Source organism: Amycolatopsis mongoliensis (assembly GCF_030285665.1).
GTDB lineage: Bacteria > Actinomycetota > Actinomycetes > Mycobacteriales > Pseudonocardiaceae > Amycolatopsis > Amycolatopsis mongoliensis.
On the sequence record NZ_CP127295.1, the window covers coordinates 3,525,950 to 3,548,593 of the forward strand.

Annotated in this window: 22 protein-coding genes and 1 pseudogene; 9 read left to right on the forward strand and 14 right to left on the reverse strand. The window is 66.3% G+C overall.

Translation table 11 applies throughout. From position 1 onward, the window contains the following. Nucleotides 1-38 precede the first annotated feature (38 nt). Nucleotides 39-1,244: a TIGR02679 family protein gene (locus QRX60_RS17300; RefSeq protein WP_286001803.1), complete on the reverse strand. Its 1,206-nt coding sequence runs from the start codon at nucleotides 1,242-1,244 to the stop codon at nucleotides 39-41. Here QRX60_RS17300 and QRX60_RS17305 point away from each other — a divergent pair. Beyond that, nucleotides 1,237-1,752 (forward strand): hypothetical protein, encoded by a 516-nt coding sequence (locus QRX60_RS17305; protein ID WP_286001804.1) that lies wholly within the window; start codon nucleotides 1,237-1,239, stop codon nucleotides 1,750-1,752. The genes QRX60_RS17300 and QRX60_RS17305 overlap by 8 nt on opposite strands. Then, complete coding sequence (locus QRX60_RS17310; RefSeq protein WP_286001805.1) at nucleotides 1,745-2,047, forward strand: hypothetical protein; 303 nt, start codon at nucleotides 1,745-1,747, stop codon at nucleotides 2,045-2,047. The genes QRX60_RS17305 and QRX60_RS17310 overlap by 8 nt, the downstream gene beginning before the upstream one ends. A 665-nt stretch (nucleotides 2,048-2,712) precedes the next feature. Here QRX60_RS17310 and QRX60_RS17315 read toward each other — a convergent pair. After that, the gene (locus tag QRX60_RS17315; RefSeq protein WP_286001806.1) at nucleotides 2,713-3,240 is read right to left on the reverse strand and encodes a transposase; all 528 of its coding nucleotides are present in this window, start codon (nucleotides 3,238-3,240) and stop codon (nucleotides 2,713-2,715) included. Nucleotides 3,241-3,367: 127 nt separating this feature from the next. On the opposite strand from QRX60_RS17315, the gene QRX60_RS17320 reads away from it, so the two are divergent. The 4 genes from QRX60_RS17320 (at nucleotide 3,368) to QRX60_RS17335 (ending at nucleotide 5,427) form a co-directional block, all read left to right on the forward strand. Continuing rightward, complete coding sequence (locus tag QRX60_RS17320) at nucleotides 3,368-3,526, forward strand: hypothetical protein (RefSeq protein ID WP_286001807.1); 159 nt, start codon at nucleotides 3,368-3,370, stop codon at nucleotides 3,524-3,526. After that, nucleotides 3,507-3,746: a hypothetical protein gene (locus QRX60_RS17325; RefSeq protein ID WP_286001808.1), complete on the forward strand. Its 240-nt coding sequence runs from the start codon at nucleotides 3,507-3,509 to the stop codon at nucleotides 3,744-3,746. The genes QRX60_RS17320 and QRX60_RS17325 overlap by 20 nt, the downstream gene beginning before the upstream one ends. Next, complete coding sequence (locus QRX60_RS17330; protein ID WP_286001809.1) at nucleotides 3,743-4,066, forward strand: N-acetyltransferase; 324 nt, start codon at nucleotides 3,743-3,745, stop codon at nucleotides 4,064-4,066. The genes QRX60_RS17325 and QRX60_RS17330 overlap by 4 nt, the downstream gene beginning before the upstream one ends. Before the next feature lie 122 nt (nucleotides 4,067-4,188). Further along, complete coding sequence (locus QRX60_RS17335) at nucleotides 4,189-5,427, forward strand: hypothetical protein (RefSeq protein ID WP_286001810.1); 1,239 nt, start codon at nucleotides 4,189-4,191, stop codon at nucleotides 5,425-5,427. A 151-nt stretch (nucleotides 5,428-5,578) separates the two neighbouring features. Here QRX60_RS17335 and QRX60_RS17340 read toward each other — a convergent pair whose 3' ends face one another. From QRX60_RS17340 to QRX60_RS51600, 3 genes and pseudogenes are all read right to left on the reverse strand, one after another. Next, complete coding sequence (locus QRX60_RS17340; RefSeq protein ID WP_286001811.1) at nucleotides 5,579-6,538, reverse strand: hypothetical protein; 960 nt, start codon at nucleotides 6,536-6,538, stop codon at nucleotides 5,579-5,581. Between the two features lie 308 nt (nucleotides 6,539-6,846). Then, nucleotides 6,847-7,785, reverse strand: coding sequence for a hypothetical protein (locus QRX60_RS17345; RefSeq protein WP_286001812.1), 939 nt, complete (start codon nucleotides 7,783-7,785; stop codon nucleotides 6,847-6,849). Nucleotides 7,786-8,229: 444 nt separating this feature from the next. Next, nucleotides 8,230-8,400 (reverse strand): annotated as a pseudogene (locus QRX60_RS51600) (hypothetical protein); the annotation flags it as partial. A gap of 525 nt (nucleotides 8,401-8,925) precedes the next feature. Here QRX60_RS51600 and QRX60_RS17350 point away from each other — a divergent pair. Both QRX60_RS17350 and QRX60_RS17355 read left to right on the forward strand, forming a co-directional pair. Beyond that, on the forward strand, nucleotides 8,926-9,285 hold the full coding sequence (locus QRX60_RS17350) for a hypothetical protein (protein WP_286001813.1): 360 nt from the start codon (nucleotides 8,926-8,928) through the stop codon (nucleotides 9,283-9,285). Next, the gene (locus QRX60_RS17355) at nucleotides 9,285-9,578 is read left to right on the forward strand and encodes a transposase (RefSeq protein WP_286003618.1); all 294 of its coding nucleotides are present in this window, start codon (nucleotides 9,285-9,287) and stop codon (nucleotides 9,576-9,578) included. The genes QRX60_RS17350 and QRX60_RS17355 overlap by 1 nt, the downstream gene beginning before the upstream one ends. 7 nt (nucleotides 9,579-9,585) lie before the next feature. Here QRX60_RS17355 and QRX60_RS51775 read toward each other — a convergent pair whose 3' ends face one another. The 8 genes from QRX60_RS51775 to QRX60_RS17400 form a co-directional block, all read right to left on the reverse strand. Then, the gene (locus QRX60_RS51775; RefSeq protein WP_456298889.1) at nucleotides 9,586-11,385 is read right to left on the reverse strand and encodes a hypothetical protein; all 1,800 of its coding nucleotides are present in this window, start codon (nucleotides 11,383-11,385) and stop codon (nucleotides 9,586-9,588) included. Between the two features lie 39 nt (nucleotides 11,386-11,424). Then, nucleotides 11,425-12,534 (reverse strand): 3-oxoacyl-[acyl-carrier-protein] synthase III C-terminal domain-containing protein, encoded by a 1,110-nt coding sequence (locus QRX60_RS17370; RefSeq protein WP_286001815.1) that lies wholly within the window; start codon nucleotides 12,532-12,534, stop codon nucleotides 11,425-11,427. A 2-nt stretch (nucleotides 12,535-12,536) separates the two neighbouring features. Further along, on the reverse strand, nucleotides 12,537-12,734 hold the full coding sequence (locus QRX60_RS17375) for a hypothetical protein (protein ID WP_286001816.1): 198 nt from the start codon (nucleotides 12,732-12,734) through the stop codon (nucleotides 12,537-12,539). A gap of 107 nt (nucleotides 12,735-12,841) precedes the next feature. Next, the gene (locus QRX60_RS17380) at nucleotides 12,842-13,315 is read right to left on the reverse strand and encodes a cupin domain-containing protein (protein ID WP_286001817.1); all 474 of its coding nucleotides are present in this window, start codon (nucleotides 13,313-13,315) and stop codon (nucleotides 12,842-12,844) included. A gap of 22 nt (nucleotides 13,316-13,337) precedes the next feature. Beyond that, a complete protein-coding gene (locus tag QRX60_RS17385; protein ID WP_286001818.1) occupies nucleotides 13,338-14,444 on the reverse strand; it encodes a hypothetical protein in 1,107 nt (368 codons plus the stop codon). Between the two features lie 147 nt (nucleotides 14,445-14,591). After that, nucleotides 14,592-15,347 (reverse strand): hypothetical protein, encoded by a 756-nt coding sequence (locus QRX60_RS17390; RefSeq protein WP_286001819.1) that lies wholly within the window; start codon nucleotides 15,345-15,347, stop codon nucleotides 14,592-14,594. A gap of 34 nt (nucleotides 15,348-15,381) precedes the next feature. Further along, entirely contained in the window at nucleotides 15,382-16,212 is an 831-nt protein-coding gene (locus QRX60_RS17395; protein ID WP_286001820.1) for a L,D-transpeptidase family protein, read from the reverse strand. Between the two features lie 122 nt (nucleotides 16,213-16,334). After that, on the reverse strand, nucleotides 16,335-18,254 hold the full coding sequence (locus QRX60_RS17400) for a S53 family peptidase (protein WP_286001821.1): 1,920 nt from the start codon (nucleotides 18,252-18,254) through the stop codon (nucleotides 16,335-16,337). Between the two features lie 883 nt (nucleotides 18,255-19,137). Between QRX60_RS17400 and QRX60_RS17405 the strand changes: the two genes are divergently transcribed. Then, on the forward strand, nucleotides 19,138-21,393 hold the full coding sequence (locus QRX60_RS17405) for a helix-turn-helix transcriptional regulator (protein WP_286001822.1): 2,256 nt from the start codon (nucleotides 19,138-19,140) through the stop codon (nucleotides 21,391-21,393). On the opposite strand, the gene QRX60_RS17410 is transcribed toward QRX60_RS17405, so the two are convergent. Further along, a complete protein-coding gene (locus tag QRX60_RS17410) occupies nucleotides 21,347-22,582 on the reverse strand; it encodes a cytochrome P450 (protein ID WP_286001823.1) in 1,236 nt (411 codons plus the stop codon). The two genes, QRX60_RS17405 and QRX60_RS17410, sit on opposite strands and share 47 nt — an antisense overlap. Nucleotides 22,583-22,644: the final 62 nt, after the last annotated feature.

A 22,644-nucleotide genomic window follows, 5' to 3' on the forward strand; every position in this document is an offset into this window, starting at 1 on the left:
GACAGTTTCGGGGGTGCCGCCTCGGTGACCACGGTTTGTCACGTTGTTGTCCGCCGAACGATTTCATCCAGAAGAGCCATTGCCAACCGCTCTTCCGGAACCGTCTTGCCGAGTTCGGTGAGCTGCCCGGCCAGCTCCCTGTCCCACGGCACCCCGGTGACGCGGCCTACAGGAGGCCCATCTGTCACGGCAGCCACATAGTCGGCGCAGTGCATCCGCCAGGGCGCGGCACCGGTTCTGGCGACGACATTGGCCGCGATCCTGAGCCCTTCGCCGTCGAAGTCACCGTGGTAGTACAGCGTCGAACCGGCGGCACGCAGCCTGTTGAGCAGAAGGATGCCGGCGCTGCTCGGCCAGCCCGACGTGCACACCAGCGGCGGGCAGTCCGGGCCGAACCGGTCGAGCGCCACGGCGAGGACACTGGGGTTCTCGAAGATCCACACTTCCGGCGGAACTCCGGTCAGCCGGGTCGTGGCCCGGAGCTGCTGCAGAGTCAGCGTCGCCGCCAGCCCGGCGTCGGCGCAGAGGCCGAGAATGCGGCCGGCAACGCCGCCTTGCGCGCGCAGCCCGGCGGCGAGCACGGTGGAGGAAAGCTGGTCATCGGCGATCCCCGCCCGTTCCCACAAGGCCCGGCGTTCGGGCGCGTCGACCGGAGGCGGGACGTCGTAGATGGCGACCAGGGCCTTGAGGACGAGGTGGGCGCAGCGCGTGCCCTCGTCAAGAGCATGTGTGTGGCCGAGCACCTTGTCCGCGAAAGACGGTAACGGCTGTCCGGCTGCAGGGAGTTCCGCGAGCACCCGCAGAGCCTTGCCGAGTTCGTTCTTCGTGCGGGCGACCGACCCTTCGACGAGTCCCGCTCGCCGGACCCCGGCCGTCCAGTCGGCCAGCGCGGGCTGAGCCGCGACAACCGGGTGGCCGCCGAGCCATTCCCACAGCTCGGCTCGCCGCGCCTCGGCCTCACGTCGTTCCGCTGCGCGATCACCGATCGGTCCGATCAGTCGGGTCACTACGTCGCGGGTGTCTTGGCCAGTCCGTTCCCGGAGCACTTCGTCGAGCCGCTCCAGAGCGATGCTGAGGTGCTGGCCGGGCAGCCGCGCGGAACCGAGCAGGTCGGCGACGGCGGTCCGCTGGTCGAAATCCAGCGGCCCCACGTTGACCCGGCTGACCGGCCGACCACTCGAAAGCCGCGCGTGCACGGCTTGCCAGAGCGGCATCAAGGCGAGTGACAGTTCCACGATGCCCACCAGGATAAGGAAGAGATCAAGCGCGACGGCGATCGAGCAGGCATTCGCCGAGGCCGGCGAACACGCGTCGACGGGGGCCATCGGCAGCACGCCCGTCCAGGCCAGGTGCAGCCGGACGCATTCTGCGCAGCCGGGCGTCGACGTGGCGCCGGGCGGCCGGGAAGCAGGTGCTGTCGCCAGGGTCGGCCGGGTGTCATGCTTTCCGTACCTGGTCGACTACGCAGAGGAGCTGCTCGGGGTGGCGTTCACGGTGGACACCTTCCAAGCCGGGTTGCGCTGCGAGGCGGCCAACACGACCAAGCCGACCGAGGTGCTCGGCAGAAGCACGCCCGGTTTCGCCGAGTGGTACGGCAACCTGTCCGAGTCCGAGAAGGACGAGCAAGCCGAAGCAGGGCGGAATGCCTTGTCGCAGTTGGTATCCGACGACGAGCCTGCCCCGCCCCGCCGGAGGTCACCAGACTCCGTCGACGAGGAGGATTTCTCCGAGATGGACTGGCTCGATGGCTGACCCGCGAAACAGCTCCCCGTTGTTCGACGCCGACGCCGTCCTCCGCAAGGCGTATTTCGGCGTTTGGCTCATCAGCCTCGTGTTCGCGGGTCTCGCCATCTGGGGCGTCGTCCGTTACCCCCACTGGTCGTGGGTGGTCCCCATCGTGGCGGCCGTGGCCGCGCTGGCGGCGAACCACCGCCTGCGCAACGCAAATCGCCGCGGCGAAACCGTCGTGCTGGGTGCGGCGACCCTGGTGTTCGTCGTGGTGTCCGGCGTAATGCTCGGCGTCACGCTGCGCTTGGCCCGTTCTTGACACCCGAGCGGATCTCTTCGCCACGGTGTCGAGTGCCCCCGGCAGGATTCGAACCTGCGACACCCGCTTTAGGAGAGTGGGTGACGGCGTCGCCTAGGGCCTCTACCAGCCACTATGACCTCACGGCTGTCCCGTATGACCCCAGAAACCACACGGTTGAACACGGTTTCGGGTCACGAAATGGGTCATGCCAGGTCGCCCGAAGTGTGGCGTAGAGCACACGCCGGACAGGCGTGTTGCCGTACTCGCATAGCTACCGACCGGTCGCGTGGCCCCATCATGACAGAGGACGGCGACGACGTGCAGCGAGGTGGCGCGGGCTCCTCCCTTTGCTGTCGCGGCGAGGCGAGCACGCTCGTCGGCGACTCTCGCTCGGGAGGTCAACCTCTGGGCCGGTAGGGTGCTCCGTCGATAACTGATAGCTGAATGGGAAGTACTCTCATGCCGGGGGTATCGAAGAGATTCAAAGTTGGTTGCAGTCTGCAGCCTGTGAAGTCCCGTTGTTCCGCTCCTCTGCCTGATGGCCGCTCGATGTCCTGGTTTGCGTGAACACCTGGGTTAGCGTGCTCAGCGCCGGCGCTGCCCGTGCCCCCGCCCGGGTGATCAGCCGCCGGAGGTCAGGTGCGAGCTTCATTTCGGGAGACGGCGTCGGGACTAGTGCTTCATCAAGCAACGTTGGGTAGGTAATCCGGGTGGCGGATCTTGGAGTTGACGGCGAAGTGGCGTTTGGGGTGGCAGTGGCGGTTGCGCCAGCGGAGGTAGCCGGCGATCGCGGCTTCCTGAGCAGCGTGGCTGGGGTAGTCGCTGCCGTCGAGGGTGAAGCAGTGGACCGCGGTGAACTCGCGCTCAATCCAGTTCAGCCACGGGGCGTTGGTGGGTGTGTAGACCAGCTCGATGTCGTTGGCCGCGCACCAGGTCCTGACCTCGGCCTTGCCGTGGGGACCGTAGTTGTCGCAGATCAGGTAGAGCTTCCCGGCCGGGAAACGTCGGTGCAGCTGTTTGCAGAAGTCGAGGAACTGCGGCCAGCGTTGCGGTCGCGGAACCGGTAGAACATCTGCCCGGTGGCGAGGTCGAGCGCGGCGAACATGTGCCGGACGCCACCGGTGCGGGCTGGCCTTGGCCGAACCGGAACCAAAGCGCGCGCTCACGCACGCTGCGCGAGCCAAGTAGCACACCAGCAGGGCGATTGCCATCCGCAGTGAATCCTATTCACGCAGCCGCGTACTGGACCACCTCCGACTCGGAAAGGTTCGCGTCGCTCAGCGCGAGCCTGCCGAAGCGGCCAACGTCGGCTTGCGGGCTCTCGAGCAGGCCAACGGCATGCGCTCGTCGGTTCTGACCAAGTGGCTGGCCAGCTTGGCGGACCCGCTGGAGGCGCGGTACGCCTCCGTTCCGGCGGTTGCGGTGTTTCGCGAGGCACTGTCCGACTACATGCGCGTCAACACCGCGGGGGGCCGTCGTGAACGATCCGGCGACTGAACTTGTGCACTACGACCATCTCGGACCGGAGGGCGCTGCCGACGTCGCGAAGGCGCTGAGTTCCTTATACCGCGACGTGTACGCCGAACCGCCCTACAACTGGGGCGACGAACACGTCGAGTTTTTCGCCAAGCGGTTCGAGCAGCAACGGCAAGCGCCCGGCTTTGACCTCGTCGTAGCACACGCGGCCAGCGGACTGGTGGGCTTACCTTCGGGGTGACGCTGTTGCCGGATACACCCTGGTGGCGGAACCTCACCACCGAGGTAGATAGCTCGCTGACCGAGGAACACCTCGACCGAACATTTGCGGTCGCGGAGCTGATCGTGGCCCGGGAGCGGCGACAGCGTGGTGTTGGCAAGCGGCTACACGACGAGCTCCTAGCCGGCCGTCATGAGGAGCAGGCTACGCTGACGGGGTTACCGGCTGCCGAGCCAGCCCAACAGGCTTATGCTGCCTGGGGCTGGCAACGCGTGGCGCAGAAGCGGAATCCTTTGCCGGGGTCACCCGTCTTTGATGTGATGGTTAAGGATTTCACGTAGCTCAAACCAAGAATTTCCCTACAGCGCATGGCGCCGCAGTTTCCACCCTTCCGTCTCTCCGCCACTTTCTGCTGACCTTCGATGCCGTGCGGCATGGTTTCAAGTAGGTGTAAAGTAAGCGTATGACGGAGCAAGGTTCCAACGATCCGCGGGAGAAGCGACAGCAACTCAAGGCTGGCGGAGCTATGAAGGCCTTGCCCCCGGAAGTCGTCGGCGCAGTCATTGCGCATCCCGTTCATCAGGCCAACCGTGCCCGCATAGAGACCCTGATCGAATGGCTCCGGTCATGCAAGGAGCCAGGAGACTACAATGAATTCCAACGTCACTTGTTCAAAGCCGTCTACGAGGTCGAGGAGCGCCGCAGTCAGTGCTCCCGCATCGTCAAGCGGCTACGAAAGGGCGAGTCACTTCCGGTCGACCGGCCGGCACCGTCAAATGACAGCGACCCAAGCGTGTTGGCAACATGGGAATTTGAGCTCTTTGTATACGAGCGCTTGGCTCGACAGTTGCGGACCGTTGGCGATGGCTTAGCTTGGCGCTGTTTTGGTTATGACAGGCGCCTAATACTTGCTTTGTCCCGCAATGCATCGCCCGGCATGATGTATGGCAAAGAGGGTTTGCCGTTCGAGCTTGGTCGCGTCAATCATCTGTGGGACGACCGTCAACATTTCACGCTTCTGCATGACCTCACAAACTGCCTCCGCATTGCCGACCTTTCCGAGTTCACGGCAGATGGTGGAATCCTGCTACACGAAGTCAAGAAGAACCCGCAGGCCGACCGAAGCGCCCAAATGAAGCGTATTGAGGTCGCTGTCAACGCCGTGATGCACGGCGGGACTCTTCCTGGGGAGCAGCTTGACGCGCGACTGGTTGAGCTAAATGAGCCCTATGCCGTGAACCTTAGGCAACTTGATGACCTGCTCCAGCTTGCCAAGCGGCACGGTTGCCGGGGGATGCGCCTGTCTCAAGGCCGAGCCCTCTTTGCCACCTCGATCCCTGATAATTACAATCGCTGGAAAGATAATCCTGAAGCCGGTATGGCCTCGTCTGATTCAGCTCGGCTGCGAGCCATTAAACGCGCTGGAATCGGCAAAGCGATGCATCATATTCAAGGATTCAGCGGCGATACTGCGGCACGCTCTCCCATCATGGCACCATGGTCGATCTACCCATTCAGTGCAGAGGATTGTTCCGCGCTCATCTGTGATCTGCTTGGTTTCCAAACAACCCTTTCTGTAGATTCACTTGTCGACAGCCTGACGGCGGTTGGCCTCCACGCTGAGATTCTTCTCAGCCCGGCCGATGGTGAGCTAAGCGGCGAAAAAGGGTGCTACGCGCCTGGATGGACAACAGATCGCTGACACTGCATGCCGAAGGCTTGAACGTGCTGCTGTATGAACTCCTGGAACCGGACGCCTGGGCGCGCGGGGTGCTGGAGACACTGAGCGGTGAGACCCGGCCGGGCTCGCCAGGTGTAGTTTTTGCAAATGAAGCTTCCAGCTGGCTTTGACGCTATTCCAAACGTACGAGGTCGTCCCGAGTGACAGCCACAGTTTTTTGGGAGCCCCGCAGGCTAGCCGAAGGCATTGGACGTGCACGGATAGCGATGACAAAGACAGTAACGCCAGAGGCGTGCAACCTCGGTGGCCATAAGGTCGCCTCCTCGTCGGACGAGATCTGAAGGTTGTTCTCACTCAGGTTTATGACGATGAGATAGGAGACTGTCTTGCCGTAGTCGTGTGCATACTGGACTGCCTGATTGAAACCCTTCCGTATGTATGAAACGTCGTAGTTGTCGCCGTTGTACAGCTTCGTCTCTTCAACCAGAGAGTCATCGCTGCCCAGGTTGGCGATATTGTCCGCCTCGCCTGATGCTGAACGGGGTTGGGAAATAATGTAGTCCACACCTTGGTCAAACAAGAACTTCTGAATATATCGGTCGTAGATTGCCTCCCCATGCTTCTTGTCTGTATTGTATCGTGCGTAAAGCTCGTTGACGTCGAAAGTCTCCAGCCGCCGCTTCAGTCGTTCCATTAGGTAGAGCGTCTGACTGGCCGTGCCGAGTCGCTCTTGCAAGTAGTCAACGAATGGCTCAATCGCCTGGTCGGTCATACAACGCAGCGCAGCGTCAAGGTCGCGTTCACCGAAAGGTGCGAAGGAGAAGGCGAACAGATTGATCTGAGCGTTACCGTCAGCGAGGTCATTCAGCAGTTGCCAGACAACTTTCGCGCGCCCCTCTTCAGTATTAGGCCAGTCGTAGCCGTCACTGTTGATGTTCTGGTCGATCCAATCCTTCGCGATGAACTCAGGGTCGAATCGCTGGACTGACTCAACGATCGCTCTGAGTGCGGGTGAATTAAGGACGAAGCTCCGAAGGTAGCGACACTCAGTTACATATGCATCCTGACCAGTTTTGTAGAGGCGTCGGTAGCGGTCGCGCAGCTTGATTTGAAGGTTTTGCTCGTACTTCACTCGAAGAGTCCTCTCAGATATTTCTTAATTTCCTCAATCACGCTATATAACGAGCCATTGCTGTCAATCAAGTGAATCATGGAGTGGCAACATCGGCAGCGACGGTGTACCTGCGTGTGCACATCTAACAGCTGGACTTCGATGACGTAACTGCACTGCGGACAGGGAAATTCGATGAACTGTGACAGCAGTCTGTGGGAAAAGTCGGACAACGGGGCGCCTCCGGTATGTGCTATGGGGCATCACGCGTGATCAACTCTCGACACCCTCGTTCCCGGGTTGTCTCGCTGCGCAGCAACCAACTTTTATCACAACGCGTCCGCGCACGCCCGAAGTAAGGTATTGACGGCAACACTTGCCGGCATGTCGACAAAACGGAGAAGGCTTGCTTTTCGTGATATTTGACGATGCAACACGTCGTGTGCTTGCGTCTTGAACTCAAGCAAGCGAGTCATGTAATTCTTATCATTGCGACTACCCCAACCGTAGTTGTTGGCCGCTTCCTTGAAGTCATCAAAGCCAAAGATTGGTGGCACATGATCCAGGATAGCTCGCAAGATCGCGTGGGAGCTGTAGGTCTTCTCATGAGCGTAGTTGTCGTTGAGCTCGGCGATCAGCTGGAGCAACTTTTCACAGTTGAATCGGGCTGCTGGCATCTTGGCCTCGATTGCCGCGACTACATCAGGGTGGACGTAGTCAGCTGTCTGTGGCACGGGCCTGCTCCGTGAAAACCCGCGCGTATGCATCGGGAGCGGTGGGATAGGTACGCTGCCCGATTCTGCTCGCCAAGTCGCCTGAACTGCTCGGTATTCAGCCAGCGAGCGGACCCGCGCGAACCGTCTGACGTCGCGCCCGAGTGTGAATTCCCAGCTTTGCTCTGCGGGCTTGAACCCCGCCGATCCCCACTGCTCGACGACCAGCAATTCTCCGAGTCGTCGCACGTCACTTCGCGCATCTTTCTTCAAGCGAAAAGCGCGCAGGAGGTCTGCACTTGAAACGACGCAGGTGTCGTTTTGCCTGTATTGGGAAGGCTCGAAATCCAACTCTTTCTTTGCGAACCAGCGAAGTGTTCGGAAGAACAAGCTGAGGTCATGTTCGCTGTCTGGGCAGAGCGCCACGCCTTCGAGTGTTAACCGCAGAAAGGTGTCCGCTTGGGGTGGAGCACCACCTGACCATGTGGGTTGTAGCACGTCCTTAGGGATGTCACGTAGGACGCGAGCGAGGTCTAACTTGTCGTTCTTGCGCAAGGGGCGATCGAGGTTCCCGAACGTCGGCCACCTGCCACGGTCAAGGAAAAAATCGTAGACCGCTTGGAGGACAGTTTGCATCTCTCGTGGTGGCGACGTATGCAAGGTATCCACGTGTTCGCACTCCAGTCTGCGGCGGTTCATGGTGAGGATACGCCTCAGTCAGGGGCAGCTGCGATCTGCCCTCGATAGTCAGTCGATCGTGCTCGCGCAATCGTCACCTCGTCCAAACGCCGCGACCTTTCCATTGAACGGCTCCTCAACCAGCAGCCCTCGGACTTTGTGCGTCGCTCATTGCTTGCGCAGTTTATCGAGCTCGCCGCTAAAGACCTAGTCGTCCGCTCCGCATATAGTTCGTTTGCGCGCGCCTAGGAATCAAGTTTTGGTTGGCAACTGTTCAAGAAACTAGCCGAAGCCGACGCGGGCCTGCTGCAACGCCTTCGCCTACCGACGGCGGTGCGCAGTCTGACGGGCTTGAGCCGTCGTAGGGACCGACCCGTTGAGCAGCGTGGCCATCACGCACTTCCAGTCGTGCCGGTATCGGTGAAACCGCGCTGCAACCGCCCGAGCTTCGCGGTTGTTGGTAACGGTGCCGTTCGCCTCGATGACCTCGGGGCTAGTGCGGCATCAAGAAACGTTGACGTTGTCATCGTGTCGCGTGGACATCCGGGCCGGTGATCGCGAGGCTGGCGGTGGAGGTGAGGCTGGTGGCGCGTCAGCCGGAGGTGTTCGCGCGGTCGCTGGAGCCGGAGGAGGCTCAGCGGCTGGTCAAGATCACAAGGTCGGCGAAGGACCAGGTGCGGCTGCGGCGGTCCGGGATCGTACTGGCCTCGGTGCAGGGCCGCTCCGCGGGAGAGATCGCGGCGATGTTCGCCGCGACCGAAGGCGATGTGCGGGAGGTGATCCACGCGTTCAACGACTCCGGGTTCGCGGCGTTGTCCCCAAATGGAGGGGCGGCCGACCAGCTAAGTTCGGGCCGGCCGCCCGCAACCAGATCTGCCGCACCGCCGCCTGCAAACCGACCGAGCTGGGGTTGCCGTTCACGACCTGGAGCTGACCAGGCTGGTCGACTACCTCGCCGAACACGCCTGGATCAGAGCGAGCACAGAGACCGTCCGGAAGATCCTGCGCAAGGAGGGCGTGTCCTGGCAAGCGACGAAGACCTGGAAAGTCAGCAAGGACCCGGACTTCATAGCGAAGAAGACCCGCATCCTCGACCTCTACGACCACCCGCCCGCCGACGGACGGGTGATCTGCGTCGATGAGTTCGGGCCGCTGAACCTGCAGCCCCGCCCTGGTCGAGGCTGGTTCCCTCGCGGCCGACCGGCCCGCCTGCGCGCGACCTACACCCGCACCGGTGGCGTCCGGCACATGTTCGCCGCGCTCGACCTCGCCACCGGGCAGATGTTCTACCGGTTCCGCGACCGCAACGCTGGCCGCAGTTCCTCGACTTCTGCAAACAGCTGCACCGACGTTTCCCGGCCGGGAAGCTCTACCTGATCTGCGACAACTACGGTCCCCACGGCAAGGCCGAGGTCAGGACCTGGTGCGCGGCCAACGACATCGAGCTGGTCTACACACCCACCAACGCCCCGTGGCTGAACTGGATTGAGCGCGAGTTCACCGCGGTCCACTGCTTCACCCTCGACGGCAGCGACTACCCCAGCCACGCTGCTCAGGAAGCCGCGATCGCCGGCTACCTCCGCTGGCGCAACCGCCACTGCCACCCCAAACGCCACTTCGCCGTCAACTCCAAGATCCGCCACCCGGATTACCTACCCAACGTTGCTTGATGAAGCACTAATTGACGAGTTGATATTTCCGGCGGATGCTGAAGTTAATGGTGTCGATGTGGGCGGTCACTTGGATCGTCGACACCAGCCTCCCCTTGCCACATAGCACCGGAGGTCTGTGATGTCCGACTCCACTGTAAGTGCGCCGCGTTTCTTGTCCGTTGGTCAAGCAGCAGAACTGCTCGGCGTTTCCGCGATGACTATCTACCGCGCCGTAGATGAAGGTGCCTTCCCGGCGATTCGGACGCGAGGGCGTATCTCGATCCCCGCAAAGGCAATCGACGCGATGGAGGCAGTTGCCATCTCGGAAATGCGGGCGGTCGACTCCAGCGAGTTCACGCTGCCGATGAGGAACGGTGTCGAAGCTGGTAGTAGGTAGAGGTTCGTCTGTGGGGTCCTGAAGGCTGGCCCCAGCGGCAGTGGCCCTCAGGATGCGGTTGCATGCGAATTGGTGCCTGTCGCGTCGATGTTGCGATCGCAGCCTGAGGGGGTCCGCTTGTCCGCGGGTGGGGGTGTACAGAGTGGGGGAAGTTAATTCCGTGTTTTGGCCAGCCGCTGCACTTTCGGTCAAGGTGTATGCGTCGCAGTCCGACTGTCCCCCTGCGTAGTGGTGCACGCGTTCGAGGATCCCCAGGTTGAGAGCGGCATCTCGTGCTCGGCGGACGGTTTTGGGATCGAGGCCTGCTCGTTCGGCCCAGTGGCGTACAGAGATTGAGCCTCCGGTGGCGAGAAACGCGTGCGCGAATGCGTCAAGGGCCGCCCGCAAGCTGCTGACTCGTACGCCGGCGATCGTACGGGTGTGCACCGCGATACCGGATTCGCGAGCCAATTGTCGATCGACCGCGGCCTGAAGCACGGTCTGAACGTGTTGCAGCCGACGGAGCGGTGGCTCGTCCAGGCGTTCGCCAGCTCGGTGCGGTCCGAGGCGACGGCGTCGTGGTCTGCTCTCTTGCGCCTCCTGGAGAGCTGGTAGCCAACGGCTGTGGCGCCAGGCGTCCCTGCCGACGTGAGCCGCTTGCTTGGGGGATGCCTGGTGGAAGAGGTCCCATGCCTGCTCTTCGGTGAGACTGCGTTCGGCGGCGGCGATCGTGGTGGCGGGTGCCCAGAACCATCTCCGCCAGGCAGTTTCGCCGATGCCGCGGGCTTTGGTTCCGGCAAGGTTGGCGAAGGCCCAGGCGTGCGAGGTGGTGTGGCCGGCGCGGGCGAGCGCGAGGGCGTGGCCGTACTCGTCTTCGGATCTGCTGCGGCCGCCGCTGCTTCGTCGCCGTGCGGGCCGTGACGTGCGAGCCGAGGCAGAGTCGGGGAGTTGAGGCGCGTCGGCCACTGTCAGCATGGAGTTCACGATTGGGCTGGGCAAGTTGTGCCGGTGGGGCGAGGAGGTGAGGCGGAGGGTCGATCGGAGGGTGGCGGAGACGTCCTGCCGGGTGGCGACCGTGCGGAGGACGACCTGGAGTTCTCGGCGCAGGTAGGCCGGCGTTTTGATGATGAGGTGGGTATGGCCGGGGCGGCCGGATGCGCGGCGGAGCCAGGGCAGGCCGTAGCGGTCGGCCCAGAGGATCAGCTGTTCGGCAACAACGTCGCCTTCTTCGGTGCCTGCGCCTTTGTCCGTGGGGTCGATGTCGATCGCGAGCATGGGGTGCCGGAGGGCCCCGACGATCGCCCGGGCGGCTGGGTGGGTGTTGAGGATGTCGACGGCGCTGTCGAGGTCGCGGGTGATCGTGTGGGCGGCGTTGTCGTCGTCGATGACGATGAACGGCGGACTGAAGAGTGCCTGGTCGAGGCGTGACGGGGCGTAGGTGTCGAGCATGGGAAGTCCTCGGAGCTCGGCCTGCGGGGCGGGTGTTGATCAGCGCCGCGCGTGTGCTGGTTCGTGCTCCGGTGTGCGCCAGGGCCAGCGCAAAACGGGGGCGAGGATGTTCAAGCCGGGTGGCACCGTGTCGATGCGGAGGATGGCGGCGGTCCAGGTCATGCCGATGCCGATGCCGAGCAGGGCGACGTGGTCGCCGGGGGTGACGGCGCCGCGGGTGAGCAGGTGGGTGAGGCCGATGATCTGGTCGTTGGGGCCGATGTGGCCCCATTGGTCGCCGGCGTGGCAGAGGGTGCGGTCGGCGGTGATGCCGAGCGGTCGCAGGCATTGCGTTTCAAGCAGGTGCCGTCCGTAGTGCGGTAGCAGCACCCAGCGCAGCTGATCGAGGCCGAGCTCCGCGTCGCGGAGCGCTTCGTCGATGACGGCGCGGACACCGTCGTGGTTGCGGCGGGCCACGGAGGCGGCGCCGACGGCGTCGGTGTACTGGCGTTTGCGTTCGCGGATGCGCTCGATGCCAAGTTCTGTGCTGCCGGCGGGGAGGAATCGGTGGTTGCCTCGGTGGAGTTGTTCGAGAGTGGGGTCGGTGTAGGAGCTGGTGGCGAGGATACGGGCGAGGCCGGGGTGGCGGCCGAGGATGAGGGCCGAGCCGCCGTCGCCGTAGGCGATGCCGTGGTCGGCGGTGAGGTGGTCGAAGGCGGGCGAGCCGAAGGTCTCACCGCCGGTGAGCAGGACGGTGTCCAGGTCGGGGCTACCGGCCAGGACGCGGGCGGAGATGTCGATTCCGCCGACGAGGCTGTTGCTCATGGCGTTGAGCTCGCTGGCGATTCCGCGGCCGGCGGGGAGGCCGAGGCGGGAGCGGACGTAGGCGGCGCGGGACCAGAAGTCGATGCCGCGGCTGCCGCGCCAGATCGCGGCGTGGAAGTGCAGGTCGGGCACCGGGAGCGGGCCGGTGGTGGTGATGGCCATGCTGGCGAGGGCGTTGCGTCCGGCGCGGACGGCCAGATCCATCCCGGTGCTGCCCGAGGCGATGGACACGGCGCGCTGGCTGGTCGCGCCGTGCAGCGTGCGGCCGGACTCGAGGTCGTCGACGGCCACGATCTCGCCGAGTGCGGCGCCGACGCCGCGCAGATGCAGGTTGCTCCAGCGCATCGTCAGCACCGCCCGACCTGGGTTGGGTGCGCCGGGATGTAGGCGTGGTCGGCAAGGATTGCCTCGACCGAGCAGTAGTAGGCCCGCAGGTGGTGGCGGGTGATGCCGGCGCAGGCGGCTATTTCGTCGAGCGTGAGCGGTCCGCCGGGTGGCGGGTTGTCGAGTAGGTCGCGGGTGGTGTCGGTGATCCAGGTACGCATGAGGTCTCCCCGGTCGAGCGGGTGGGTGGGCACGCCAGGTGACGGGGAGGCGCCGAACGGGTCTGGTCGGCGGGTGGCGTGGTGCTGGGCGGAGGGTGATAGCGGGTTTAGGTGCGGCGGGCGCGGCCGCTGCGCCGGGTGAGCAGGGCCTTGTGGTGGGCGCGGCGCAGGTCGGGGATCTGGTCACGCGCGAGGCGGTCGAGTTCGGGCATGCGGTGCACGTCGGTGTCGAAGCCGGGGTCGGTGCGGAAGACCAGGGCCAGGACGGAGGCGTTGTTGCTGAGGTTGACCACCGCGTACGGCAGGGTTGCGGGGATGTAGATCATGTCGCCTGCCTGCGGGTGGAAGGGCTGCATGGCGTTGCCCGAGAGGATGGCGACGTGGCCGCTGATGATCGCGATCGCGGTTTCGGTGGTGTCGTGCCGTTGCGGGGCGAGGGTGGTGGCGCCGGGCAGGTGCATCCGGCCGCCCGACAGCGCGCGGGTGGGCACGATTCCGGCGCGCAGGATCGGGGTGAGCGTCTCGTCTTCGCCGGCCAGGTTCCCGGCCGCGGACGGGATCTGCGTGGTCGTGGCGTCCATCTCGACAGTCCTTCCAGGAGGTTCAGTGGGCTGGGGTGTCGGTGGTGTGGTGGGTGAGCTCGCAGGCCAGCGCCGCGTTCGCCGCGGCGGCGGGAACGGTCCGGCGGCCGTGCCCGCAGGCAGCGGCGACCGCGAGGACGGGCCGGTCCAGTTCTGTTTCGACCAGCCCGAGCGCGGTGCGGGAGTCTGTGGGGTGGGTTTCGTCGACGAGTCCGGCGATGACGTCGATGTCGTGGCGCAGGTGCCGCAGCGACCGGTAGAACCGCGGGTCCGTCGGTGGGGCTTGGGTGCCGGTGCACATCGGGATGTGCGCAGGCGGCATCGGGATCCGCAACCGTTGTAGCTGCTTGTGCAGCGAGTTGAGGAACTGCACCGCAGGCACGAGGTCGGTCAGCGCGAACAGCGGTTGGTGGCCGAGGTCGCCGTGGCAGAGGTGGATCCGCCACGTCGCCTCGCGCGGGCCGTCGGCGAAGACGCGCGCGACCTGCTTGGCCAGCGCCCGCACCGCCGCCGGCCAGAGCGGCCGCGGGGTGCGGTCCAGCGTCGCGAGGACGGCGGGGGTCTCGAGCTGGAAGACGACCTGGCTGCCGTGCTGGCGGTGGATGGTGTGGACGTCGTCGAGCACGGCCTGCCGGAACGCCGGCAGGTGCGTGACCGCGGCGCCGGGGCTGCCGAAGGTGAACAGCGCCAGGTCGTAGGGGTTCGGGATCGATACCTGGTGCGGCGGGAAGTCGCGGTCGTCGTGCAGCTGGTCGCGGGCGGTCATGACGGCGTCGGTGTGGGCGGCGCGGCCGAGGGACAGGTCTTCGGATTCGAGCCAGTGGCCGCGCTTGAGGCGGTAGGTCGGCATGTCGTCGTAGTCGGCCGACTGGCCGGTGCGGACGGGTTCGAGTGCGTCGACGGCGGCGAGGCCGTCGAGCCAGTTGATGATCCACCGCGGGTCCGGGTCGCACGGCAACCCGGTCAACGCCGTGTCGGGGGTGTGGTCGAGGAACCACTGCATCATCTGGCGGTGGTCGCCGGTCAGGACGGCGGGCAGGGAGCCGATGAAGTGCACGGCTCGGACGTCCTCGCGTGTGGTGGCGTCGAGCTGGTTGTGGCTGGGGTGGCTGAAAACGAGGGTGGACATGGATTTCTCCCCTGGTGGGTGAAGTTGGGATGGGTTGGTGGTGGTGCGGGCGTGGGGAGGGGCCGCCCGGCGGGGACGTGGGAGCGGGAGGGGGTGCGCGGGCCCGCGATGGAGGGTTTTAGGGTGCGGGCCCGCGTGGCCTGAGGGTTAGCCGGTGACGGCGACGTGGCCGGGCTTGGGCTGCGGCTTGGGCGCGGTCCGGTCACCCGGGTTGTCGCCTTGCTGCTGGTGCTGTTCGCCCGGCTTGATCTGGCGGGACGTGCCGGGTGTGCCGGGCTTGTGCGTCGGTGCCGGGTGGGTGCCGGTGGGCGGGTTGCCCGTCGGCGGCGGGGGCGTTCCGGCGCCGCAGCTGACCGTTGCCACGGTCACCGTGATCGCCGTGCCCGCGCTCGGCTTGCTGGAGGTCGGCCCGCCGGTGCCGTTCGTGCGGGTCGGGGCGGTGCTGGTGGTGACGGTGATGACCCCGGCGGTGCCGTTGCCGCCGGGAGAGACTTTGAGGTTGCCGCTGCCGCCCTTGGGGGCGCTGGTGGTGATGGCGCCGTTGCGGCAGGTCGCGGTGAAGGGCCCGACGGTGGTCCCGCCGACCCGCACCGAGGCGACGCGGGCTTCGGCGAATCCGGCGCCGGCTTGCAGGCTGATGCCGCTGGCCACGAGCGCGCCGCTCGGGGTGGACACCGAGCCTCCGGCGGTCTTGATCGCGCCGCTGCTGGACACGCTCGGCCGGGCGGAGAGGTGTTCGCCGCCGGAGACTGAGATCCCGGTCGCCGTCGACGTCGCCGCGGCGGCTGCGAGGACGGGCGGTGCCGCGGTGGCTGGGGTGCAGCTGGAGGCGAGGGTGGTGAGGGTGCCGATGAGGAGCGCGCCGGCTCCGGCAGCGGCGAGCGCGGTACGAGTGGTGTTCATGACAGATTTCTCCAGAAGTGTTGGTGTGGTTTGGTTAGCGGATGAGGACCGGGGTGCCGATGGGCACCGGGTCGCTGGGATTGGTGAAGGTGGCCAGGGCGTCGGCGGGGATGCGGATGCAGCCGTCGCTGGACGGGCGGCCGAACACATCAGTGGTGGGCCAGCCGTGGATGCCGGTGGTGCCGGGCCCGCCGCCGTAGGTGGAATAGGTCGTGGAGTGGATCCCGAGCGGGAAGATCACCGGGCTGAACTTCTGCTTGGCGTCGGTCATCGAGGCGAGCACGAACGTCCGTCCGGCTGGGGTGGGCGTGGCCGCCGTGCCGACTCCGACGTTCCAGGTGCCGATCTGCTGGTGGTCGCGGTAGAGCGTGAGCCGGAACGCGGCCCGGTCGATGACGATGCGGTCGGTCGTTGACCGGATCGTGAGCGTGTTGTCCTGGGTAGACAGCCAGCCGGTGGAGCCGTTAGGCCGCGACGGCAGCAACACCTGCACCCAGCCCGGTTCCTCGGCGATGACCGGCACCCACGTGTCGGATCCCAGCTGCGTGGTCGGCAGGACCGCAATGGCCGCCCCACCGGGCTGGTCGAACATCGGGACCGGCTCGGTCGGGTGCACGAGTTGCCCATCCGGTTCCTTGTCTGCTGTCGCATCCCGCGGTGCAGCCGGGATTGTGCCGAAGGTGCTGGCCTCGGGCAGCCCAGCGAGGTTCGGGACCGCGCGGGCGGCCACGACAGGGGTGTGCAGTTCGACTCCCAGTTCCACCGGCTCTGTGCCGCGCCCGGTGTCGGGCGCGGGCTGCGACGGCGCGAGCAGCACGCCGGCGGTGGCGACCATCGCGATCCCGGCCAGCCAGAGCGCGAGCACCCGCCACCTGTTCGGCGCCGACTGTGGCGTCTCGGACATGGAACAGTCCTTCCTCAAGGTCAATGGAGGCCGCGGTGAGCCCGCCCGCTGTCGAGCGGGCCCACCGCGAGAAGCGTTTGTGGTTACTGGGAAAGCACGGCGATGAAGCCGTCGGCGGGGGTGCCGAGGCCGGTGACGTTGTCCCAGCCGGGGCCGCTTTGGAGGTTCTGGGGTCGGGCGTCGAAGTCGATCAGGTAGCTGCCCTGCCCGCCCGGCACGGCGACGCCGCCGAAGGCATGCATCATCGGCGTCCACACCCCCGCCTTTTGCGGGACGACATCCGCGATCGCACCGGACCCCTTCAAGCTGTAGAGGACCGGGGTCAGGAGCCCGGCGCGGGCGTTGCCGGAGCGGGCCTGCTGGGCGTCGACGACGAGCCCGGCGATCAGCGGCGAGGCCAGCGAGGTACCGCCGTAGGAGCCGATGCCGAACTGGCCCTTGATGGTCTGCCCGACCAGCATCCCGGTGTAGGAGTCCGCCAGCGCCGCGATGTCGGGCACCGCCCGCTTCCCGCCTGCGCCGGGGACGACGCCGGCCTGCCAGTCGGGCGCGTCGTAGAGGGCGGAGGTGCCGCCGCCGGAGCCGGAGGCGAACGGCCCGTCGGCGTCCCGCTGCGGCGACCACGACGTGCCGGACTGAGTGTTGCCGCTGTTCTCCCACCCGGTCAGCACCTTGGCCTGGTTGTTCTGGTCCAGCCCGACACTGGTCCCGCCGACGGCGACGACCCACGGACTGGAAGACGGGAAGCTGGCGGTTGCGTGGCCGACGGGGCCGGAGTTGTTGCCGGCGTCGCCGGAGGAGACGGTGATGGTCTGGCCCTGGATCGCGGCCTGCAGCGCCATGCTGTTGAACTGGTCCCGCGCGGCCTGCGGCAGGCTGGCTTCGCCGTCGGCGTTGCCGTAGCTGTTGCTGATCACGTCCACGGCGTTGTCGGCCACCGCCTGATTGAACGCGTCGTAGATCCCCGTCCCCTTGCAGGTCTTTCCGGCGTAGTAGCGGATCTTCGCGCCCGGGGCGATCGTGTGGGAGGCCTGCACGTCCAGGGTCTGTTCGGCGGCCCAGCCGTCGGCGCCGCATTCCTGTGCGTCGGTGAACCCGCCCTGCGGCAGCACAGCGCTGTACTGGCCGGCCGCCAGGGGCGGCACGCCGAGCTGGGCGGCGGCCTGGTTGGTGTCGGCCACGACGGTTGCGGAGTTGTACGCGCCGACGACACCGATCGTCGTGCCAGCCCCGGTGTTTCCGTTGCCCAGCTTGTACATCGCGCGGACCTGGGTGCCGGTGTAGCCGCACAACGAGTTGGACTGGAGGCCGGCCGAATACTTCTGCGGAACGTCGGTGTTGTTCTGCTCGCCCCACCACCGCGCGCAGTGCTGCTCCGCCGCCGCGGCTGCCGGGCGGGCATGCTGGGGCTTGAGGAGCGCGGCGCTGTCGTCCAGGCCGAGCACCGCAGTGATCGAGGCTCGCAGCGAGGTCGGCACGGTGACCGGCGACGCCGGGGCCGAGAGGGTTCGGGTGACACCGTCGACCCGGGCCCGGAATGCGGCAATCCTCGTGCCGAAGGCGGTTTCCAGGGCCGCGGTCGGTGCTTCGGCGTCGACGAAGTGCCTGTTCGCGCTGGCTCCGGTCACGTGCAGGCCCTGCTTGGCCAGCCACTGCGAGACCTGATTGACGGTGTCCTGTGTGGCGGCGAATCGGTCGAGGAACTGCTGTGAGGACAGGAATTTCCCGTGCTCGGCGCTGCCCGGCGTCGCCAGCTGCGCGGCGAGGCGTTCGGCGCCGGGCTGGTCGCGCAGGGCCAGCGCGACCTGGATGTGCCGGACGGTGTTTCCGTTGCTGCGGGCCACCTCCGTGTGCGGGGTGGCCCAGGCCGGGGTGCTCCCGGCGATCGGCGCGCGGTCGCCGGTGTCGCCAGCAGGGGTGTGGGGTGCCGCGACGGCGGTGGCCGCGGTGGAGGCGAGTAGGGCCGCGGTCGCGGCGAGGGCATGCCAAAGACGGCTGTGCATCGAGGTTTCTCCTTATGCGAAAAGGGAAAGCCATCCAGCGCGGCGTCCGTCGAGCGACGGGCGTGCTGAAGGCGTGCCTCGTGCCGCAGCCAGGGATACGCAAGGTGGGCTGAGCGGAGACTTCGGACGATGTGGACCGGCCGTGCGGGCCTGGTCATCGTGACGGTCGCGGTGCGACCGGAGAGGATCTACATCGGAGGTCGTCGTCGGATAGACACGACAACGGCGGTCCGCGCGCCATAACGTGAAACAATGACGATGTGAACACGTGTCAGTCCTAACGTGACAGCCGACCGTGCCTTCGCCACGCCTCCCCCGGCGTGAACACGGTCAACCTTGCTGAGACGAACAATAACCAGTTCTCGTCAAAAGTCAACGCACGTGTCCACTGATAGCGGACCTGCGTGTGCTTCTCTGGACGGGTTCCTGTGCAGTGTTGCAGAAAGTGCATACTCGAACGCTTTTCGTGATCTTCGCCGCGCAGCCCTTTTTCGATCGAGCGACCGAGGGTTGGCTGCTACTCAAGGTGATCAACGTGCTGCGACCTGGTTGTTGACGATTAACCCGATTGAGTGTTCCGATGGTTAATGCTTGAGGGTCGCGGTGCTACCCGTGGTACGAAACATGACGCGGAGCGCGGCACGCCTGGGGTGAACGCGGCGCTCGCCGACGAGGGGTGTCACGGGAACCGATCGAGACCCGTGACGAGCAGGGACGGCGCGAGGAGGAGCAATGCGGGAGGCGGCGGCCGGAGCAGCATGCAGCATGATCACCGCTGGCGTGATGCGCTCGAATCATGGCGCGTAGACGTTCGCCGGGAACCGGTCTGCCGGGGGTGACCTATCCGACGACGCTCGTCGGCCAGTCACACAAGGTTACTGAGGTGGAGGGCTATCTCGACGAAGGCACTCCCCTCGTGACGATGACGGGTAGCGGCGGAGTCGGAAAAACGCGTATGGCCGGAGAAGTCTTCTGGCGGCGACGCGATGACTACGACGCTGCGGCTTTTGTTCGCCTCGCAGAAATGAGCGACGAGGCACGGGGTGAGCCGACGATCGAGCGAATCTGCAACTTGCTACTCGCAGATTTACGCGTTGCCAATCATCAGCCTGACGCTGGCCCCTTGGACGTACTGATCGGGTTCCTGCGGGACCGACGCGTCCTGCTCGTGCTGGACAACTGCGAACAACTGCTCGGGCCCGTTCAGGAACTCGTGGACCTGCTGATCAACCAGGCCCCGCAGCTGCAGATCATCGCGACGAGCCGCGCCTGGCTACAGATCCACGGCGCGCGGATCGTGCACCTCAATCCACTCCGCATCCCAGAGGAGAACGCCGAGCGCGCCGAAGCCGAGGAATGCGACGCGGTCCGGCTGCTGCAGGACCGCGCCGCCCTGGCCGGGCGGCCGCTGACCGCAGGCGACGACTGGTCGGTCATCGTGCGGCTCGTGCGCTGGTCCGACGGGATCCCGCTCATCCTGGAACTCGTCGCGGCCCAGCTGAGCACCGGACGGTCACCTCGCGTGGTGTTCGAACGGCTGGAAGGCGGGCTGTCGCTGCGGTACGCCCCGGGCACCCGCGGAGTCCAGGCCCATCACCTGGCCTTGGACGTGGCAATCGGCGAGTCCTGGAAGCTGTGCTCCGAGGTGCAGAGGCGGGTGTGGGCCCGGCTGACGGTGTTCACCGGCGGCTTCACCCTCGAGGCGGCCGAGCAGGTCTGTGCGGATGCCGCCGTCGACCGTGCCGAGATCCTCACGACGCTGGACTACTTGGTCCAGCACTCGATCATCGAGAGCGCGTCCGCGGACGGTCGGTACCGGCAGCACAACTATCTGCGCGAGTACGGCCGCCGGAGCCTTCGGCATTTCGGCGACCAGGACGCGATCGAGGAACGCCTCTGCGCGTGGGTCGCGCAGCTGGTGCGTGGCGCGGCGGAAGGCTGGTTCAATGCGGACGAGATGTGCTGGCTGAGCGGGGTCAATGCCGAGTCCGGCAACATCGCCGCGGCGGTGACGTGGTGCGCTGAACGCGGGCAGGTAGAGCGCGGGCTGACGATCATGTTCGATCTGCTGCGGACCCGCGCGCCCTTCTTCTTCGCCACCGAGATCCCCGTCTGCCGCCAGGTCGAGAAGCTGTTGCGGCTCGGGCCCACGACGCCGTCGCCGGTGCGGGTCTCGGCGCTGGCGATGGTCGGCTGGATCTGGACCGCTCTCGGCGCCCGCGACCGCGGCAAAGCCCACCGCGACGAATGCCTCGACCTCGCCCGGCAGCTCGGCATGGAGAACGCGCCTGCGGTGCAGTTCATCGACGGCACGTATGACGCGCTGGCCCAGGGCCTGCGCTGCGGCTACGCGAAGCTGGAAGCGGCGCGGGAGGGTTTCCGCGCGGCAGGAGCGCACGGCTCGGCGTACATGGCGGGGCTGTTCCACGCGTTCACCGCCGGCTTGCTCGGCCCGGTCGAAGAGGCCGACCGCATGTCGCAGTGGTGCCTCGATCAGGCGCACGCCAGCGGCGCGGAGTGGGCGATTACCTGGGCGGAATGGACCCGCGGCCTGCCCGAGGGATCGCGGCCGCAGGCCAGCGCCCGTAACGCGCTGCGCGCGCAGGTGAAACTCGGCGACTTGTGGGGACCCGCCTGGGGCGTGGAAGAGGAGGCTCGCAAGCGGGTACTGGCCGGTGACTACCTCGGCGCAGCGCACTTGTACGGCGGGTCGGACAGCCTGCAGGCCCGTCACGGTGTCCGGTTCAACGGCCTGCCCGGGTGGCGCCATCATCGCGACATCGCGATCGCCGCCATCATCGACGCCATCGGCGAGGAGGCGTTCGAGGCGGCACGGGATGCCGGTGGCCGGTGGCGCGACGATCGCATCGTGGCCTTCGCTCTCGGCGACGCCGACCACACCTCCCCGCCGCTGACCGAGCGGCAGTGGCAGATCACGAGCATGGTCAGCGACGGGAAGTCGAATATCGAGATCGGCGCGATTCTGCACAATTCGGCGCGCACGGTCGAAGGTGACCTGACGAAGATCTACCGCCTGTTGAACCTGTGCGGTCGCAAGGAACTGGCCGAGTGGTACCAGGCGTATGTTGCGGCTAGCGGCGGCTCCACTGGGCCGGCAGCGCCGCCACGCCGCGGATGACCCCGAACGTGCGCCGCACGGTCGCGTGCGGCTGGAGCCGGAAATCGGGGACGGCGCGCAGCAACTCGTCCAGCATGACCCGCAGTTCGACTCGGGCCAGGTGCCGGCCGAGGCAGCGGTGCTCGCCAGCGCCCCACCCCAGGTGCGGCGTCCGGGTGCGCTCGCGGTCGAGCCGGAAAACGTCGCCGTCGGCGAAGTGGCGTTCGTCGCGGTTGGCGCTACCCCAGGCCAGCAGCAATCGGTCCCCGGGGGAGAGCGGCATCCCGCCCAGGTGGGTGGCGGCGGTGACGGTACGGCCGGTGGCCGCGACGGCCGGCTCGTAACGGACCAGCTCCTCGACAAACGACCCCAGCAGCCCCGCATCGCCCGCCACACGCTCGCGTAACGCGGAATCTTCCAGAAGCTGCAGGATCGCAGTGGCGCAGGCATCAACGGTGGTCAGATGTCCGGCCGCGACCATCAGCATGGTCATCTTGACCAGCTCGTCCTCGTCCGCAGTCCGACCGTCGACCTCGACGGTGACCATGCGCGAGAGCAGGTCAGAGCCGGGGTGGGCGCGGCGTTCGCGGATCTGCCCCAGCAGGAAGTCCGCGTACACCCGGCCGATCTGCCGGGCCTCGGTCAACGTCTCGGCGCCGTAGAGGGCGCGCACGTGCTCCGAGAGCCATGCCCGCTCCATCTCGGCGAGCCCGAGGACGCGCCCGATGACCAGGGGCGGCACCTGCTGGGTGTAGCCGCCGACCAGGTCTGCCGCCCCATGCGGGATCAGTTCCTGCAGCGTCTCCCGGCAGATCGCCCGCACGTACTGCTCCTGAGCCGCCGCGGCCGCCGAGGTGAAGAAGTCCATGAGCGCGCGCCGCCACTGGTGATGGTGCTCCTCGTCGGTCTCGAACATCGGTGCCACCGCCTCCCGCATCTCGGTGACCACCGCCGCCGCACCCAGCCCGTCGACGTAGGCACTGAACCGCTCCGGCGCGTGCGCCGCCTCGCGGATCTCGCCGTAGCCGGTGACCAGCACGAACCCATCCAGCTCCTCGCTGCGCGCGACCGGGCACCCCCGACGGATCGCCCCCAGCGTTTCGTACGCCGTCGCCGCGATCGCGGGATCGAGATGGTTGAACCCCCGTGCCAACGCCACCGGATCAGTGGTAGCCCCGCGCGTCGGCGCGTCCCCCGAATTCAGCACCATGACTTCTTGACTAGTCGGCCGCAGACCCAGGAATCAACCCTCCACCAGGCAAGAATGTGGCC